Below are 15467 nucleotides of genomic sequence, written 5' to 3' on the forward strand. Positions count from 1 at the left end.
CCCACAGACTAGAACGTGTTCTAGTTGTTTGTCATCGGGGTCGGCCGTCAGGTGCCGAGCGCTTCGGCCTCCTCCTCACCGAACCGCTCCTCGAGTTCGGCAGGGGAGTAGTCGAGATCGATCTCGGCGACGTCGCGACCGCGGGCCGACTCGATCGCATGCAGCCGTCGCTGCGCCCGGTCGGCGGCGTAAGCGAGGAACTCGTTGTTGTCCAAGCCGAAAGGCTGCTCGTCGAACTGCTCGTTGACCCACGTGATCATGCCCAGCGCCAACGGCATCAGCTCGCCCATTCGGGTGTTGATCGCCTCCCACAGCGAGTCGTCGGCGGCCACATGACGACGGCAGGTGAACGTCCCCCACGCCATGTGGCGCCGCTCGTCGTCGCCGATGAACCGGATCAACCGCTGCATGCCGGGGAAGATGCCGTGCCGGGTGCACACGGTCTGCCACGCGTGATAACCCGTCAACGCCAGCGACCCCTCGATGACGTGGTTGTAGGTGACGCTGGCTCGGATCTGATTGAGCGGGGACGGATCGTGGTCGAGGACGTGCAGGCTCTGCGGCAACTCCTCGTAGAACAGCTGGCGGTAGTACGGGTTGTCGGCGACGAAGGACTGCAGATCGTCGTCGAGCCCCACCGCATCCATCCAGCGACGGAACACCTGCGTGTGCTTGGCCTCCTCGAAGCAGAACTGCGACAGATACATCTCGTCGCCGAAGCGCCCCTCGGCAGCCATCGCCTTCATGAACGGCTGGATGTCCTGGGTGACGGCTTCTTCACCCGCGATGAACTGACTGACCAGAAACGTCGTGCTGCGTCGTTGCTCGTCGGTGATCTCGTGCCAGTCCTCGGCATCGCGGCTGAAGTCGATCGCGGACGGATCCCAGAACCGCCCATTGCCTTTCACGAACAGCCGCAAGGGAAACGAGTCCCAGTTCAGTCCACCGCGACGCAGCGAGGCGAAGTCCGCCCGCGTCGGGGTGGAGTGTTCGGCGAGAGTCTGTTGGCCGAGAGTCATCGGGGGGTCACCTGCTTTCCCAGTGCGGTGAATTCGACGCTATCGGGTTACCCGCCGGTCGGGTCCGAAATCACGTAACCCTCAGGAAACGCTGCCCCCCGTCGCCGATGTGCCGGTGATGATCGAATCGTCGGAGTCCTTATCGGGCTCGGATCTCTTGCGGAACAAGCTGCTTGGCCACCAGATGCGGCTGCCGATGTCGAGGGACAGGGCGGGTACGAGCAGGGTCCGCACGATCAGTGTGTCGACGAGGACGCCGAAGGCCACGAGGAACGCGACCTGCGCGAGGAACAGCAGCGGGATCACCGCGAGGGCCGCGAAGGTGGCGGCGAGAACCACACCGGCAGAAGTGATGACGCCACCGGTAGAGGTCAACCCGCGGATGATGCCCGCGCGGGTACCGTGCCGGATCGACTCCTCACGCACCCGGGTCATCAAGAAGATGTTGTAGTCGATACCCAGTGCGACGAGGAACACGAACGCGAACAACGGGACCACCGGGTCGGCGCCGGGGAAACCGAAGGGGCCGTTGAAGAGCAGGGCCGCCACACCGAGCGTGGTCGCGAACGACAACACCGTGGTCGCCAGCAGCAACACCGGCGCGAGGATGCTGCGCAGCAACAGGATCAGCACCGCCAGCACGACGATGAGCACGATCGGGATGATCAGATTGCGATCGTGGATCGCGGTGGTGCGGGTGTCGAGGTCGACGGCCGTCGTACCACCGACCCTCGCGTCGGCCCCGGAGATCGCATGCACCTCGGTGCGGATGCGGTCGACGGTGTCCTGCGCGGCGAGGGACTCGGCGTTGTCCGACAGAGTGGCCTCCACCGCGACCTCGCCGTCGCGGACTACGGGCGCGCCGTTGCTGCTGAGCACACTGACCTGCGCGACACCGTCGACACCACGGGTCGCGGCGACGACCTCGTCGGCGCGATCGGCACGGGTGAGAATCCACGTCGGGGTGCCGGCACCGGCGTCGAAATGCTGTGCCTGCAGTTGCGCGCCGGCAACCGAATCGACGTCACCGAGGAAGAAGTCGGTCTGGGCGATGCCGTCGGCCTTGAACATCGGGGCGAACGACGCACCGATGACCAGCAGGATCAACGTTGCGATCCACACGGTACGGGGGCGCGTCGCGACCCACTGGGCGATCGTGTACCAGAAGCGATGGGTGTTCGAGGTGGCGTCGTCGAAGTCGGCGTTGGTGGCGCCGGACTTTGTGTTGTCGGAGTCGGAGTCGGGGTCGGTGTTCCCGGGTTCTGCGGTCTCGACCAGGTGCGGGCGCAACGGCCAGAACGCGGCTCCGCCGAGCAGGGCCAGTGCGGCCGGCAAGAAGGTCATCGACGCCAGGAACGAGGCGACGATCCCGAGGGCGGCGACCGGTCCGAGGCTGCGGTTGGAGTTGAGGTCGGAGAACAGCAGGCACAGCACGCCGAGAATGACCGTGCCCGCCGACGCCGACACCGGCTCGATGGTGGCCCGCCACGCCCGGCGTAGCGCCGTGTACTTGTCGGCGGTGTGCATCAGTTCCTCCCGGAACCGCGACACCAGCAGCAGCGCGTAGTCGGTGGCGGCGCCGAAGACCAGGATGAACAGGATGCCCTGGCTCTGCCCGTTGAGTTCGAGCCAGCCTTGATCGGCGGCGAAGTACACCGCCCCCGAGGCCAGACCGAGCGCGAAGACCGCCGAGATGAGCACGACGAACGGCAGGATCGGGCTGCGGTAGACGACGACGAGGATGAGCACGACGACGGCACCGGCCACCAGCAGCAGCAGACCGTCGATGCCGGCGAACGCCTCGCCGAGGTCGGCGACCTGCCCGGCCGGGCCGGTGACCTTGACCTCGAGGCCGTTGGGTGGATTGGCCAGCGAGTCCCGCAACGTCTTGACGGTGTCGGCGGGCTCGCCCTTGGTGGAGATCGGGATGAAGACCTCGGCGGCCTTGCCGTCCTTGGAGCCGATGACCGGCGAGAACGCCGATGCGAAGCCTTCTTTGCCCTGCAGACGCTGGGTCTGCTCGGTGAGGTAGGCGCGGTCGGCGGCGGTGATCCCCGAATCGCGGACAGCGATCACTATCGCCGGGATCTCGGTGGTGTCCTGGAACCGGGACAGTTGATCGTTGACCTGGGTCGACTCTGCCGAGGCCGGCAGGAACGCGGTGTTGTCGTTGGTCGAGACCGAGGCGAGCTTCCCGGCGAACGGCCCGAGCCCCCCGCCGATGATCAGCCACACCAGGATCAGCAGGGCCGGGATCAGCCAGCGCAGAAACGAGCGCCGGGAAGGTCGAGAGTCGGGCATTTCCGAACTGGCCATGCGGTCATCCTTTCACGAGTCCGGAAGCCATTCGGTGCCGCGGCGGGATCGGAGGGGTCCTGGTGCCCGGCGAACCGTCCGCGTCGGTACTTGCGTACCGATCGCGGTGGGGACGACGCCGGTTGTTGTGTAGATGTTGTGCGGCGGAACCTATCTCACGAAATCCATGCCGAGGCGTGCATGGATGGACGACGATGGCGACCGGGGCATCTGACTGTGCCGAGAAAGGGGCAGAACCATGAAGACCAAGGGCGCGATCCTGCGCGAACCCGGACAACCGTGGCAGATCGAGGAGATCGAGGTCGGCGACCCGGTCGCCGGCGAGGTCCAGGTGCGCTTGGCCGCGTCCGGGCTGTGCCATTCCGACCACCACCTGCGCACTGGCGACAGCCCGGCACCGATGCCGGTGCTCGGCGGACACGAGGGCGCTGGGGTGGTCACCAAGGTCGGTCCGGGTGTGACGCGGCTGGCCGAAGGTGATCACGTCGTCACCGCATTCATCCCGGCCTGCGGCACCTGCGAACCGTGCTCGCGCGGGTTGCAGAACATCTGCGACGAGGGTGCACGGCTGCTGACGGGACTGTCGATCTCGGATGACACCCACCGCCTGCACACTGCCGACGGCACGCCAGTGACGCCGATGTGTCTGCTCGGCACCTTCGCGCCCTACATCACCGTCAACGAGGCATCGCTGGTCAAGATCGAGGACGACATCCCGCTGCGCGAGGCGGCGCTGCTCGGTTGCGGTGTGGCCACCGGATGGGGATCGGCTGTCGAGATCGGCGACACCCACACCGGCGACACGGTGGTCGTCATCGGCATCGGCGGCGTCGGGATCAACTCGATCCAGGGTGCGGCCGCGGCCGGCGCGCGCTACGTGGTCGCCATCGACCCGGTGCCGTTCAAACTGCAGATGGCCGAGAAGCTCGGAGCGACACACACCTTCGCCTCGATCGAGGAGGCCGCTCCGGTTCTGGGCGAGATCACCTGGGGCAAGATGGCCAACACCACGGTGATCACCGTCGGCGAGATCTTCGGTGACATCATCGCGCCGGCGTTGAGCCTGACCGGCAAGGGCGGCCAGGTGGTCGTCACCGGCATGGGTAACTTCGCCTCGATGGACGTCAAGCTCAACCTGTTCGAGCTGACCCTGCTGCAGAAGCGGGTCCAGGGTGCGATCTTCGGCGGTACCGGACCGCGTACCCAGATCCCGAACCTGTTGCGCGAGTATCGGGCCGGGCGGCTGAACCTCTCGGATCTGATCACCACCACCTACCGGCAGGATCAGATCAACGAGGCCTACGACGACATGCTGTCGGGCAAGAACATTCGCGGCATGATCGTCTACGGCGACGACGACTACTGACCTGCCCGGGGTTCGACACCGAAGTTCGACACCGCGCTAACCGACCGGCCCGTTGTGGCCGGTCGGTGTGCGTCGTGCACTGACCAGCAGGCTCAGGAACCGGATTCCGAGGCCGAGCAGGGCAAAGGTGCTGACCATCTGGATCGACACCGCGACACGGGTTTCCTGAGCGACGGCAGCGATGTCGCCGAAGCCGGTGGTCGTGAACACCGTCAGACTGAAGTACAGCGCGTCGATCCGGGTGAGTTTCTCGGTGAAACTACCGTAATCATAGTCGGAGAAGATGAAATACATTGTCGCGAAGGCGATCACGTAGAACGTGGCCAGCGCCACCAACATCTCGAGGGCGGTGACCACCGGGTACGGTGACCGCAGGAAGTGGTGGATCTCGTAGCCGCAGAACGCGATCAGCAATGCAACACCGACCAGGAACCCCAGGGCCTTGGAGTTGCTCGCGGCGTTGATCGGCAACAGGAAGTAACCGAACAGCAAGATCACGCCCGCCGCGATCGGCCGTACCACGCCGGCGGCCATCTCGAGGCGGGTGACCTCGTGGCCGCCGATCAGCCGACGGCGATGCGGTTCACCAGATCCGGACACGGTCGGCGTCCGGGAGGAACAGAGCATCGCCCTCGGTGACGCCGAACGCCTCGTAGAACGCGTCGATATTCCGGACGACCCCGTTGCAGCGGAACTCCGGCGGCGAGTGCGGATCGATCGACAGTCGGCGGATGGCCTCGGCCTCCCGGGTTTTGGTGCGCCAGATCTGCGCCCAGCTGTAGAACACCCGCTGGGTTCCGGTGAGGCCGTCGATCTCGGGCACGTCGGTCCCCGAGGTCGCGAGATCGTAGGCCACGAGTGCGATCGACAACCCGCCGAGGTCGCCGATGTTCTCGCCGATGGTGAACTCGCCGTTCACCTTGTACTTCTCGTCGAGACCCTCGGGTGTGAACTCGTTGTATTGATCGATGAGTGTGCGGGTGCGAGTGGAGAATTCGGCGCGGTCGGCGTCGCTCCACCAGTTCACGAGGTTGCCGTCGCCGTCGTACTTGGCGCCCTGATCGTCGAACCCGTGGCCGATCTCGTGGCCGATCACCGCGCCGATGCCGCCGTAGTTGGCGGCGTCGTCGGCATCGGGATCGAAGAACGGTGGCTGCAAGATGGCCGCGGGGAAGACGATCTCGTTCATCCCCGGGTTGTAGTAGGCGTTGACCGTCTGCGGTGTCATGAACCACTCGTCGCGGTCGACCGGTGCGCCGATCTTCGCGAACTCCCGATCCTGCTCGAAAGATGCAGCGCGCGCAACATTTCCGATGAGATCGCCACGGTCGACGGTCAATGCGCCGTAGTCGCGCCAGCGCGCCGGGTAGCCGATCTTCGGGGTGAACTTGTCGAGCTTGGTCAGCGCCTTCTCCCGGGTGGCCGGGGTCATCCACTCCAACTCGGAGATGTTCCGACGGTAGGCCTCGACGAGATTGCCGATCAATTCATCCATCCGCGCCTTGGCCTCGGGCGGGAAATGCTTGGCCACATACAGTCGTCCGACGGCGAAGCCCATCGCGTTCTCGACGAAGCCCACGCCCCGCTTCCAGCGGTCCCGATTGGTCTCCGCGCCGGTCAGGGTGCGACCGTAGAAATCGAAGTTCTCCTCGACGAACACCGAGGACAGATACGGTGCCGCTGTGCGCAGCAACCGCCACGACAACCAGGTCGTCCAGTCCGACACGGGGGCCTGGGCGACGAGCGCCGAGACGTCGGTGACGAACGACGGCTGCCCCACGACCACCTCGGCGAAGGTGGTGTCGCCGACCGTGCCCAAACCGCCGAACCACGAGTGCAGATCGAAACCCGATGCCGCGGAACCGAACTCGCCGAGACTCATCAGGTTGTAAGTGAGCTCCGCGTCGCGACGGCGGACCACATCCCAGTGGTGGCCGGCGATCGCGGTCTCCAGACGCAGTACCGTGGCCGCCCGGTCGTCGGCATCGTCAAAGCCGGCGAGCGTGAACATCTTCGCCACATGCGCCCGATAGGCGTCCAGCGTCGCGGCGTGCTTGTCCTCGCGGTAGTAGGACTCGTCGGGCAGGCCGAGTCCCGACTGCACGACGTGCACGAGGTAGCGATCGGACTGGCGGGCGTCGGTGTCGACGTAGAACGCGAAGAGCCCGCCGACGCCGTGCCGCTGCAGGCGACCCATGCGCGCGGAGAGTTCGCTCACGTCGGAGATCGCGGCGATGGCCTCGAGCTCGCCGGAGATCGGGCCGATGCCGAGCGCTTCGATGTGCTCGGTGTCCATGAAGGAGCCGTAGAGATCGCCGATCTTGGCGGCGTCGGTGCCGCTCTCGGGATTCGATTCGGCGGCTTCGACGATGATGTCGCGGACGTTCTCCTCGGCGCGATCGCGCAGCACGTGGAAGGCACCGTCGACCGATCGGTCCTCGGGGATGGTGTGGGACTCCAACCACTTGCCGTTGACGTGGGTGAACAGGTCGTCCTGGACGCGCACGGCGTCGTCGACCCAGTCGAGGTCCAGTCCGGAAGCGGGGAGAGAAGTATTCGACACAGTCACGCGTTCCATCCTGTCACCGCCGTCGCGATCCGTCAGCCGGCATGGCCGGGTAGGGGCTTCGGATGAGATCGAGTCGGGTCTTGCGTTTGGCCGGCGGCTGTCGGTGGTGCTGGGTAAGTTGCACGCCATGTATCCCGAGATGCCTGATTCGCGTCCGCCCTCCGGCCAGTTCCCGTCGGGGCACCAGTCCTCGGGACAATTGCCGTCTGCAGGCGAGTGGTTTCCGGCGGCCCCGCCCGCTCCGGCACCGCCGCCGGTGGCCGGTCCGGTGTACCCGTCGCCGGCCCCGTATGGGTACGTGCCGGTTCCGGTGCCCGTCGGCCAGTACCCGCCGGTCGTTGTGGTCGGCAGTGAAAAGAGTGTCGGTGTGGCGCTGGTCTTGACCTTCTTCTTCGGCCCGCTCGGCATGTTTTACTCCACGGTCACCGGCGGGCTGGTCATGCTGGGCGTGTACGTCCTGGCCGCGCTGCTGTCGATCTTCACGGTGGGGATTCCGCTGTTTCTGGCGTGGATCGGCTGCATGGTCTGGGCGTGCACCGCGGCGAACGAACACAACAGCCGGGTACGCGCGCAGCTGGTCGGGCGGTATTACTGAGGCAGCGCCGACGCGGTTGGTCTCGCAGGCTCCTGTCGGCGGCTGATCATCGAGTTCCGTTGGGGCTCGATCGCCGAGCCGCACCTGGTACGTACTCGACTATGTTGCCCTCGTTGAGCATGTAGATCCACGGTCCGACGGGACGATCGTGGACGATCTCTTCCATCCTCGGCCAGTACCTGACGACTCGGCTCAGCCAGTCCCACGTCGACATGTCTCGCTTGCCGCCGATGTTGAAGACCCGCAGCCCACTATTCCAGAGTGCTTGTACCTCAACGGGTTTTGTACGGAGCTTCTTGTCCCGGGCAATGACTATGAGGTTGCGCGAAGCCACCGCCGGTATCCAGTCGGGGTCCAATACCCCGGGTGGACACTCCGGGATCAGTGGGTGGCCGACGTGGATCGTGTCCTTACGGGCAGCTGCCAGCGCGCGTCCGAGTCCCAGCGCACTTTCGTCGACATAGAATCGGACCAGGTGCTCCACCGCGACCATACGTTCGATCCCGCGCTCGCCGCACTCGTCAGCTCGCTCGCGCTGAGTACGCGTCAGCAGACTTCAGCTCGTATCGCACTGCGGCTTCGACCTGGTGGGGAGACAGCTCGTATAGATCGGCGATCATATCGATGGGATCGCCCGCCGCGTAGAGTTCGCGGATGATGTCGGTCGGGACTCCCCGGGTTGTCGGTTCCCCGAATCGTTGCATGGGGTCGACGACGACCTCCCGGATGCTGGGGTCCGGATTCAGACTGACGATCTGTCTATCGGGGTACGCGGCGTCGGTGTCCTCCTCACTCCAGTGGAGCGAATCGGCGAAGTCCTGAGCCTCCCGCGACCAGTGGAGCATTTCCTGGTCGTTGCGTATCACGACCAAGAACAGTCGCTTGTCCAACCCAACCTGCTCCTGAACCTGCCAGACCAGCTCACGATTCTCCACGGCCAGCCACAGTTTGGCCGATGCCAACGGGTATCGCGTATTCAATCGCTCGCGCAGCTTCTCAATCGCCGGCCGCATTCTGGCGACCAGTGCACCCTCGCCTCGATACTCGGCAAGGAGCCGAGCTTCGATGAACTCTCCCCACGTCACGATCTCGTCACCGGACCGCCGTGGTCGAATGATCGGCGGATACGTTTTTCCGCCGCGCCGATACCCATCGATCCATCGCCCCGCTGTCCCGGGTTTGAGGCCGAGGATGTGATCGACCTGGCCGAATCCGTAGACCGGACGGTCCTGAAGGGTCATCACCGTGTTCGACGACTGAGGCGGCGGGGGCATGCGGTCAATCATGGCAGCCGCAGGCGACATCCTGCAGCGGCAATCAGGCGCCCTGTGGATACGCGACGATCCGATCACATCACCGCTGCGAAATGGTCCGAACACCACCTCGTCGCGAGCGGTTCAGCAAGTGCCAGGATCGCCGCCGTCGCCACCCCGGGCCCTGATCCGGCTCAGAACTCTCCGAGTGCCGAGTTCATCGCCCAGTACAGGATCTCGGCGTTCTCGCCGGCCGTCAGCACCGCGTCGCCGACGTCGATTCCACGTGCGGAGTCCCCGGCGCCGAGCTCGATGGTTGCCTGCGGGGCGTCGGCGACCACCGAGAAATCCACCGACCCGGTGACGACGAACAGATGGGTGAACCGTGCCCCGGGGAGCTGGATCGTCGAGCCCGCCGCGGGTCGGGCGGCATACAGTGTCGCGCCGGCGTTCGCGATCGAAATGGCCGCCTCGTGGGTGGGATCGCCGGAGGCCACCGTCACCAGGGCGCCGGTGGACAGCTCCGCGGAGATGTCGCGCTGGGCATAGGAGGGGGACAGACCGTGACTGTCGGGCATGACCCACATCTGCACGTAGTGCGTGGTCGAGGTACCCGACCCCGGCAGATCGGGCCAGGGATCGTTGCGCTCGGAGTGGTCGATACCGCGTCCGGCGCTCATGCGTTGGGCCAGGCCGGGGACCACCACGCCCGCATGGCCCGCGGAGTCACGGTGGACCAGCGAGCCCGAGCTCACCCATGTGACGATCTCGGATTCTTGATGATGATGTGATCCGAAACCACAATCGGGCGGTAAAAATTCTTCATTAGATGCAATTAGGGCACCATGATGGGTGTTGGCTGGATCATAGTGATCCCCGAAGGAGAAGCAATGGTAGGAGGTGAGCCAGGCGGTCGCCGTCAGGCTCCTGTCTCCGGCCCGAATGACCGTGTAGCCCATACCCCATTATGGGCATCCGAGAGCAGCACGGATTCGGGCCCGTCCCGCGCTGCCCGCACTCCGCAGCCCTCGCCACGGTCGCCGTCGGGTCGTCATCGCGCCGCGGACGACGAAGCCGAGGTGCGGCCCGCACCTCGCGGGCCCCGCGATCGCCGCTTCGACGACAGAACGCCGGTCCGCGCCCCCGGCCGCTCACCCGCTGTCAACAGGCGTGCGGTACCCGGAGCTCCGGCCGCGGAGCGGGCGGTCGGGCCATCCCGGCGGCAAGCGCCGCCGCCGACCCCGCGCCCCCGCGCTGGTGACATGCCCCCGCGATCCGGTACTCGGTCCGCTGCGGCGTCGCGCCCCGACGCCGTGCGTCCAGACCCCGTGCGTCTAGACCCCATGCATACTGCCAAGCACTCGCGCGCCGACACCCAGCCCAGGTCGCCCACGTCGACAATCGCGGCACCCACCGCACGCGACAGCGGGACGGGCGGCGCGTCCGACAAGGGCGTCGTGTCACTGACGAAGACGGTCGCCCGCGAGAAAACCGCGGCACGAGACACGATCGTGACCGGTCCGAATCCCGACTGCAAGCCCACGGGATCGAAATCGCGTGTGACTAGAGTGAAAATTGTGACTATGGGTTCTCGTGTGAAGTGGGCGGTGCTGGCCGCGTGCGTCGTGCTGATCTGTGCGGCCGCATTCGGCATCAAGGAGTTGGTCGCACCGACCCCCGACACCGGTGCCAAGTCGGCGATCAATGCCTTCGCCGCCGCGTGGGGACGCCAGGACGCGGCGGCGACGGCGTCGCTGACCACCGCACCCGGCCAGGCCGGTGAGTCCTTCACCCAGACCTTCCAGGCGATGAACGCCCGTGAGGTCGACGTCGAGGTCCGCAAGCCGGTCGAATACAGCGACGGCACCGCGTCGTTCTCCCTGCAGACGACGTGGAAGTTCGACGCCGACCACAGCTTCACCTCGACCACCTCCGGCGGTGCGCGGCACCTGTCGACCGGGTGGAAGGTCACCTGGGACCCGGGCGTGATCTATCCGGGGCTGCCCGCGGGCGGCAACCTGCGGGAGATCCGCACCGATGCCACACCGGCGCCGACGGTCACCAGCCGCTCCGGCAAGACGTTCATGTATCTGCAGCCGGTCAACGAGATCGTCCTCGACCCCACCCAGACCCGCAACGTCAACGCCTCTGCGGCGGCATTGGCCAACGCGCTCGCCCCGATCGCCCCCCTGATCACCACCTCGGTGATCAATCAGAGGCTGGCCCAGACGCCGGGTCAGGCCATCACCGCGGTCACCCTGCGCAACTCCGACATGGCTGTTCTCAGTCGTGACCCGGCGTCGGTGCCCGGGGTCTCGGTGCGCAAGGCCGGCATGCTCGTCATGGCCGATCGGCGCCTGTCCTCACCGTTGGAGGCGGGTCTGACCAATTACTGGCAGGCCATTCGCGACGCCACCGCCGGCTGGCAGGTGCAGATGGTCGGGCCGGGATTGGCCCCGCAGCGGCTCGACGGAGAGCAGGGCCCGACTGGGCCTGCCGTGTCCACCTCGGTCGATCAGGGCGTACAGCTCAGTCTCGGTGACGCCGCCGTCGAGGTCGGCCAGCCGGCGACGATCATGGCGCTCGACGCGAAGACCGGGGCGATTCTCGGTGTGGCACAGAATGATTACGCGGCCGACCGGGGCAACAACCTCGACGCCGCCTACCCCGTCGGCACCACCCTCGACCCGGTGCTCGCCGCCGTCGACAAGTCGGCCCGCGCAAACCAGGAGACCACCGATCAGGTGCTCGATCGGCTCGGCCTGGGCGTGCAGTTCACCATCCCCGGCGCCAGCGCACCGACCCAGGGGTCGGGCGTCGCGACGATCGACCTGCAGTCGGCGGCATCGCGGATGTCGATGACCAACATGGCCGCGCTCGGGGTGGCGATGGCGCGCAGTGCGTCGGGCACGATGAACTCGGTGGCGCCCTACGTCATCAACGGTGTGCCGACCAAGGTTGCGGGCGGGTCGCTGGGGAATCTCGATGCCGGACTGACCACTCCGATCTGGGCCGCGATGACGAGCACCGCCAAGTCCGGCGACGCCAGTGACCTCACCAGCGCTCCCGGATTGCGTGCGCTTGTCGGCACCAACGGGCCCGAGGGTCCCGGGTGGTTCGTCGGCGTCCAGGGCGGCAAGGTCATCGTCATCTACACCGAGGGGCCGAAGTCGGGGACAGCAGCACTGCAGGTGGCGCAGAAGTACTTCCGGATCAACTGAGTCATCAACCGCGACCCGGTGTGGACCGAGGCCCGATCGTGGCCGGCTACTGCGCGGCGTCGGCCGGTCGGGGCGGTTCGGCAGTCGCCGTGCGTCGCAGGATCAGAGCTGCCAGCGCCCGCCAGCCCAGGAGCACCAGGCCGAGGAACAGTGTCGCGACGATGATGAAGCTCACCTCGGTGCCCTCGTGGAGCAGATACCGCAGGATCATGCCGACGGTGACGGTGCAGAACCAGATGGCCAACCCGGCCGGTGCCAGGCGCTCCGGGCGGAAGTCGCGACCGAACCAATCGCTGGAACGGACGTGGGAGTAGACGTAGACGATCGACCAGCCGACCGCTGTCCCGGCGAGGAACGGCCACAGCGTCTGAGCCACACCGAGCGGGTTGAAACCGTTGTGGTGTGAGGCCCGTCCGATCAGCACGAACACGGATACGGCGACGATGTCGACGAGTGCGGTGACCGGCAACTGCACGTGTGCAGACGCCTGTGACTGGGACCTGGCCCCCCTGGTGGCCATGTCAGGACTCGACATGGTCATCCACGGTAGCCCGAAATCCTCGTCAGGCCGAACTCGCTCCGTCATTCGGAGGATCCGGGCGGCCCTCGGCGCGCGGTGTTTGGTCGGATGTGCCGGGCTCGTCGTGCTCCTCGAGCTCGTCGATCACCATCTCGCGTTCGCGGTCGTAGGTGGCCTCGAGTTCTCCCTTGTCGCGGATACCCGTCCGGAACTTCGCCAGGATGACGACCCATCCGACGGCCGCGATCAGCACGTAGCTGACGATCCGATAGACCAGCACGGCGGTCAGCGCGTCCGCGGCCGGCATGCCCGCGGTGGTCAACGCCGGCACCAGGACCGCATCGACGACACCGATCCCACCGGGCAGCAGCGGCACCGCGGTGCCCACCGCCTTGCCGGCGGCGTAGGCGACCATCACCCCCGAGATCGACGGGTGCACGCCGACCGCCCAGCACGCGAACATCAGACAGGCGATGTCGGTGACCCAGTTGAACATGCTCCAGCCGAACGCGATGGTGGTGTCGCGGCGGGTCAACTGCACCGCGCGGAGCTGTTCGAGGACCTCGTTGAATCGCTCCAGGCCCGAGTCCTCGGGCTTGTTGCGCAGATGGTTGTACCAGCCCAGAACCCGTTCGCCGGTGGACTGCAGCGACTCGGGGTGGGTGGCCAGGTACTGCAGGACGAGCGCGACGGCGACGAAGCCGACGATCGAGAACATCAGCGAGAACGGGTTGGTCTTGGCGCCGGCGAGCACCGCGCCGCCGAAACCGAGGACGGCCAGACCCACGCCCGCCAGCAATCCCGACATCACCACCTGCCAGGACGCGACGACCGGCGTGGCACCCCACTTGCGGGTTTCCCGATAGGTGAACGCAGGCGCCAGCACCTGACCGCCGGGCATCGTCTGCGACAACGAGTTGGCCGCCAGCACCACCGCCAACGATTGCAGCTGCCGGACCCGTACCCCGGCCGAGCGCAGCAGCGCCCGCTGGACCTGGGCGAAGCTGTCCATCGAGAGCACGGCCGCGACGACGCACGCCACCAGCCACACCCAGTCCAGATCGCCGGTTCGGTGCCAGACCTGCTCGAGTTTGGGCCAGATCAGCACCACCTCGACCGCGAGAATCGCGATCACCAACGCGAGCAATACCCATCGGAGCCACCAGAATCGGCGACGCAATGCCGGATGCGCGCCGACCGACGGATGCTCCGATGACATAGCCATCACCCTAACGACCGCTACGCTGACAATTGTGAACGATGGTTCCCCGGCGGGCTCCGCGTCCGGCGACGGTGACGACGGGTCCCAGCCAGGTGTGTCCCAGCCAGGTCGGGGTCTGGCCGACCTCGACCGGTCGTCGGTACATCCGATGGTCCGCAAGGCGGCCGAGTGGAGTTGGCGACTTCTGCTGATCCTGGCGGCGATCTACGTCGTGGGTCGGTTGTTCAAGAAGTTCGACGAGGTCACGGTGCCACTGGCATTGGCGATTCTGCTGTCGGCGTTCTTGGTGCCCGCCGTCGATTTCCTCAATCGCCGTCGGGTTCCGCGGTCGCTGGCGGTCGTCATCGTGATGCTCACTGCGCTCGGCGTGGTCGCGGGTGTGCTGACCTTTGTCGGGCGGGCCTTCGTCAGTGGGTTCCCGCAGTTGACCAATGAGGTGGTCGCGACGGTCGACCAGACGCGAAAGTGGTTGACCAACGGGCCATTGGGTATCGACCCCTCGCAGGTCAATCATCTCGGCAACAACATCATCGACCTGATGCAGCACAATCAGGCAAAGCTCGCCAGCGGCGCACTCGCCACCGCGACCACCGCTACCGAGCTGGTCACCGGCCTGCTGTTGATGATCTTCCTGATGATCTTCTTCCTCTACGGGGGCGGTCAGATCTGGGAGTTCTGTGCGCATCTGATCCCGCGCGGCTCCCGGGAGAAGGTCGTCGCGGCCGGGGTCGCCGGTTTCGGAACGTTGGTGGCGTATGTGCGTGCGACCGTTGTGGTCGCGCTCGTCGACGCCGTCTGCATCGGGATCGGCCTGGCGATTCTCCGTGTGCCGCTGGCGCTTCCGCTGGCCACGGTGATCTTTCTGTTCTCCTTCATCCCGATCGTCGGTGCGCTGATCAGCGGGACCCTCGCGGTGATCATCGCGCTGGTCACCCAGGGTTGGTTGACCGCGGTCATCGTGCTGGCGATCCTCGTCGGCGTCATGCAACTCGAAGGGCATGTGCTGCAACCGTTCCTGATGGGTCGTTCGGTGCGATTACATCCGGTTGCCGTGGTCCTCGGGATCGGCGCGGGCATTGTCGCCTCCGGAATCGTCGGCGGTCTGCTCGCCGTGCCCGTGATCGCCTTCGCCAACACCGCGATCCGCTATCTGCGCGGCACCCCGCTGACCGAGGTGATCAAGGGCGACAAGGGGTTCGAGGCGGCACCCGATCCGCCGATCTGGGATCGATTACATCTCGATCAGGCGATCGTCGACGCCGAACAACTCGCCGAGGAGATCGGCGACGACGATGCGGACGCCGACCGCAACGGGCAGGAGCCCGACCGGGAGAACTCCGATCGCACGGAAGCGGGCCCGGAGGATTCCGGCCGCAAGCCCTGAGG

The 15467-nt window shown here is 66.3% G+C and carries 13 protein-coding genes; 4 read left to right on the plus strand and 9 right to left on the minus strand.

Translation table 11 applies throughout. From position 1 onward, the window contains the following. Positions 1–47: 47 nt before the first annotated feature. Entirely contained in the window at positions 48–1019 is a 972-nt protein-coding gene (locus J6U32_RS05350; RefSeq protein ID WP_208793876.1) for a R2-like ligand-binding oxidase, read from the minus strand. 81 nt (positions 1020–1100) lie between these two features. Further along, positions 1101–3335 carry an MMPL family transporter gene (locus J6U32_RS05355; protein WP_208793877.1) on the minus strand — a complete coding sequence of 745 codons (2235 nt, stop codon included), beginning with the start codon at positions 3333–3335 and terminating at the stop codon, positions 1101–1103. 238 nt (positions 3336–3573) lie between these two features. On the opposite strand from J6U32_RS05355, the gene J6U32_RS05360 reads away from it, so the two are divergent. Further along, positions 3574–4701: an NDMA-dependent alcohol dehydrogenase gene (locus tag J6U32_RS05360; protein WP_208793878.1), complete on the plus strand. Its 1128-nt coding sequence runs from the start codon at positions 3574–3576 to the stop codon at positions 4699–4701. 36 nt (positions 4702–4737) lie between these two features. On the opposite strand, the gene J6U32_RS05365 is transcribed toward J6U32_RS05360, so the two are convergent. Next, positions 4738–5301, minus strand: a complete 564-nt coding sequence (locus tag J6U32_RS05365; RefSeq protein ID WP_244332623.1) for a potassium channel family protein — start codon at positions 5299–5301, stop codon at positions 4738–4740. Then, the gene (locus tag J6U32_RS05370; RefSeq protein ID WP_208793880.1) at positions 5285–7279 is read right to left on the minus strand and encodes a M13 family metallopeptidase; all 1995 of its coding nucleotides are present in this window, start codon (positions 7277–7279) and stop codon (positions 5285–5287) included. Before J6U32_RS05370 ends, J6U32_RS05365 begins: the two co-directional genes overlap by 17 nt. Before the next feature lie 118 nt (positions 7280–7397). Between J6U32_RS05370 and J6U32_RS05375 the strand changes: the two genes are divergently transcribed. Next, a complete protein-coding gene (locus tag J6U32_RS05375; protein ID WP_244332625.1) occupies positions 7398–7865 on the plus strand; it encodes a hypothetical protein in 468 nt (155 codons plus the stop codon). A gap of 46 nt (positions 7866–7911) precedes the next feature. Here the strand turns inward: J6U32_RS05375 and J6U32_RS05380 are convergent, their stop codons facing one another. The 3 genes from J6U32_RS05380 to J6U32_RS05390 all read right to left on the minus strand — a co-directional run bounded on the left by J6U32_RS05380 (position 7912) and on the right by J6U32_RS05390 (position 10077). Further along, positions 7912–8358 (minus strand): hypothetical protein, encoded by a 447-nt coding sequence (locus J6U32_RS05380; protein ID WP_208793882.1) that lies wholly within the window; start codon positions 8356–8358, stop codon positions 7912–7914. Between the two features lie 28 nt (positions 8359–8386). Next, entirely contained in the window at positions 8387–9217 is an 831-nt protein-coding gene (locus J6U32_RS05385) for a DUF433 domain-containing protein (RefSeq protein WP_208793883.1), read from the minus strand. 95 nt (positions 9218–9312) lie between these two features. Then, positions 9313–10077, minus strand: a complete 765-nt coding sequence (locus J6U32_RS05390; protein WP_208793884.1) for a pirin family protein — start codon at positions 10075–10077, stop codon at positions 9313–9315. A gap of 624 nt (positions 10078–10701) precedes the next feature. On the opposite strand from J6U32_RS05390, the gene J6U32_RS05395 reads away from it, so the two are divergent. Then, on the plus strand, positions 10702–12339 hold the full coding sequence (locus J6U32_RS05395) for an NTF2-like N-terminal transpeptidase domain-containing protein (protein ID WP_208793885.1): 1638 nt from the start codon (positions 10702–10704) through the stop codon (positions 12337–12339). Positions 12340–12385: 46 nt separating this feature from the next. Here the strand turns inward: J6U32_RS05395 and J6U32_RS05400 are convergent, their stop codons facing one another. Beyond that, complete coding sequence (locus tag J6U32_RS05400) at positions 12386–12859, minus strand: DUF3054 domain-containing protein (RefSeq protein WP_196813464.1); 474 nt, start codon at positions 12857–12859, stop codon at positions 12386–12388. A gap of 43 nt (positions 12860–12902) precedes the next feature. Beyond that, complete coding sequence (locus J6U32_RS05405) at positions 12903–14078, minus strand: lysylphosphatidylglycerol synthase transmembrane domain-containing protein (RefSeq protein ID WP_208793886.1); 1176 nt, start codon at positions 14076–14078, stop codon at positions 12903–12905. Positions 14079–14175: 97 nt separating this feature from the next. Here J6U32_RS05405 and J6U32_RS05410 point away from each other — a divergent pair, with 97 nt between their 5' ends. Then, on the plus strand, positions 14176–15465 hold the full coding sequence (locus tag J6U32_RS05410) for an AI-2E family transporter (protein ID WP_208795961.1): 1290 nt from the start codon (positions 14176–14178) through the stop codon (positions 15463–15465). The last annotated feature ends 2 nt before the right edge of the window (positions 15466–15467 follow it).

It is taken from the genome of Gordonia polyisoprenivorans, from assembly GCF_017654315.1.
GTDB classification, from domain to species: domain Bacteria; phylum Actinomycetota; class Actinomycetes; order Mycobacteriales; family Mycobacteriaceae; genus Gordonia; species Gordonia polyisoprenivorans_A.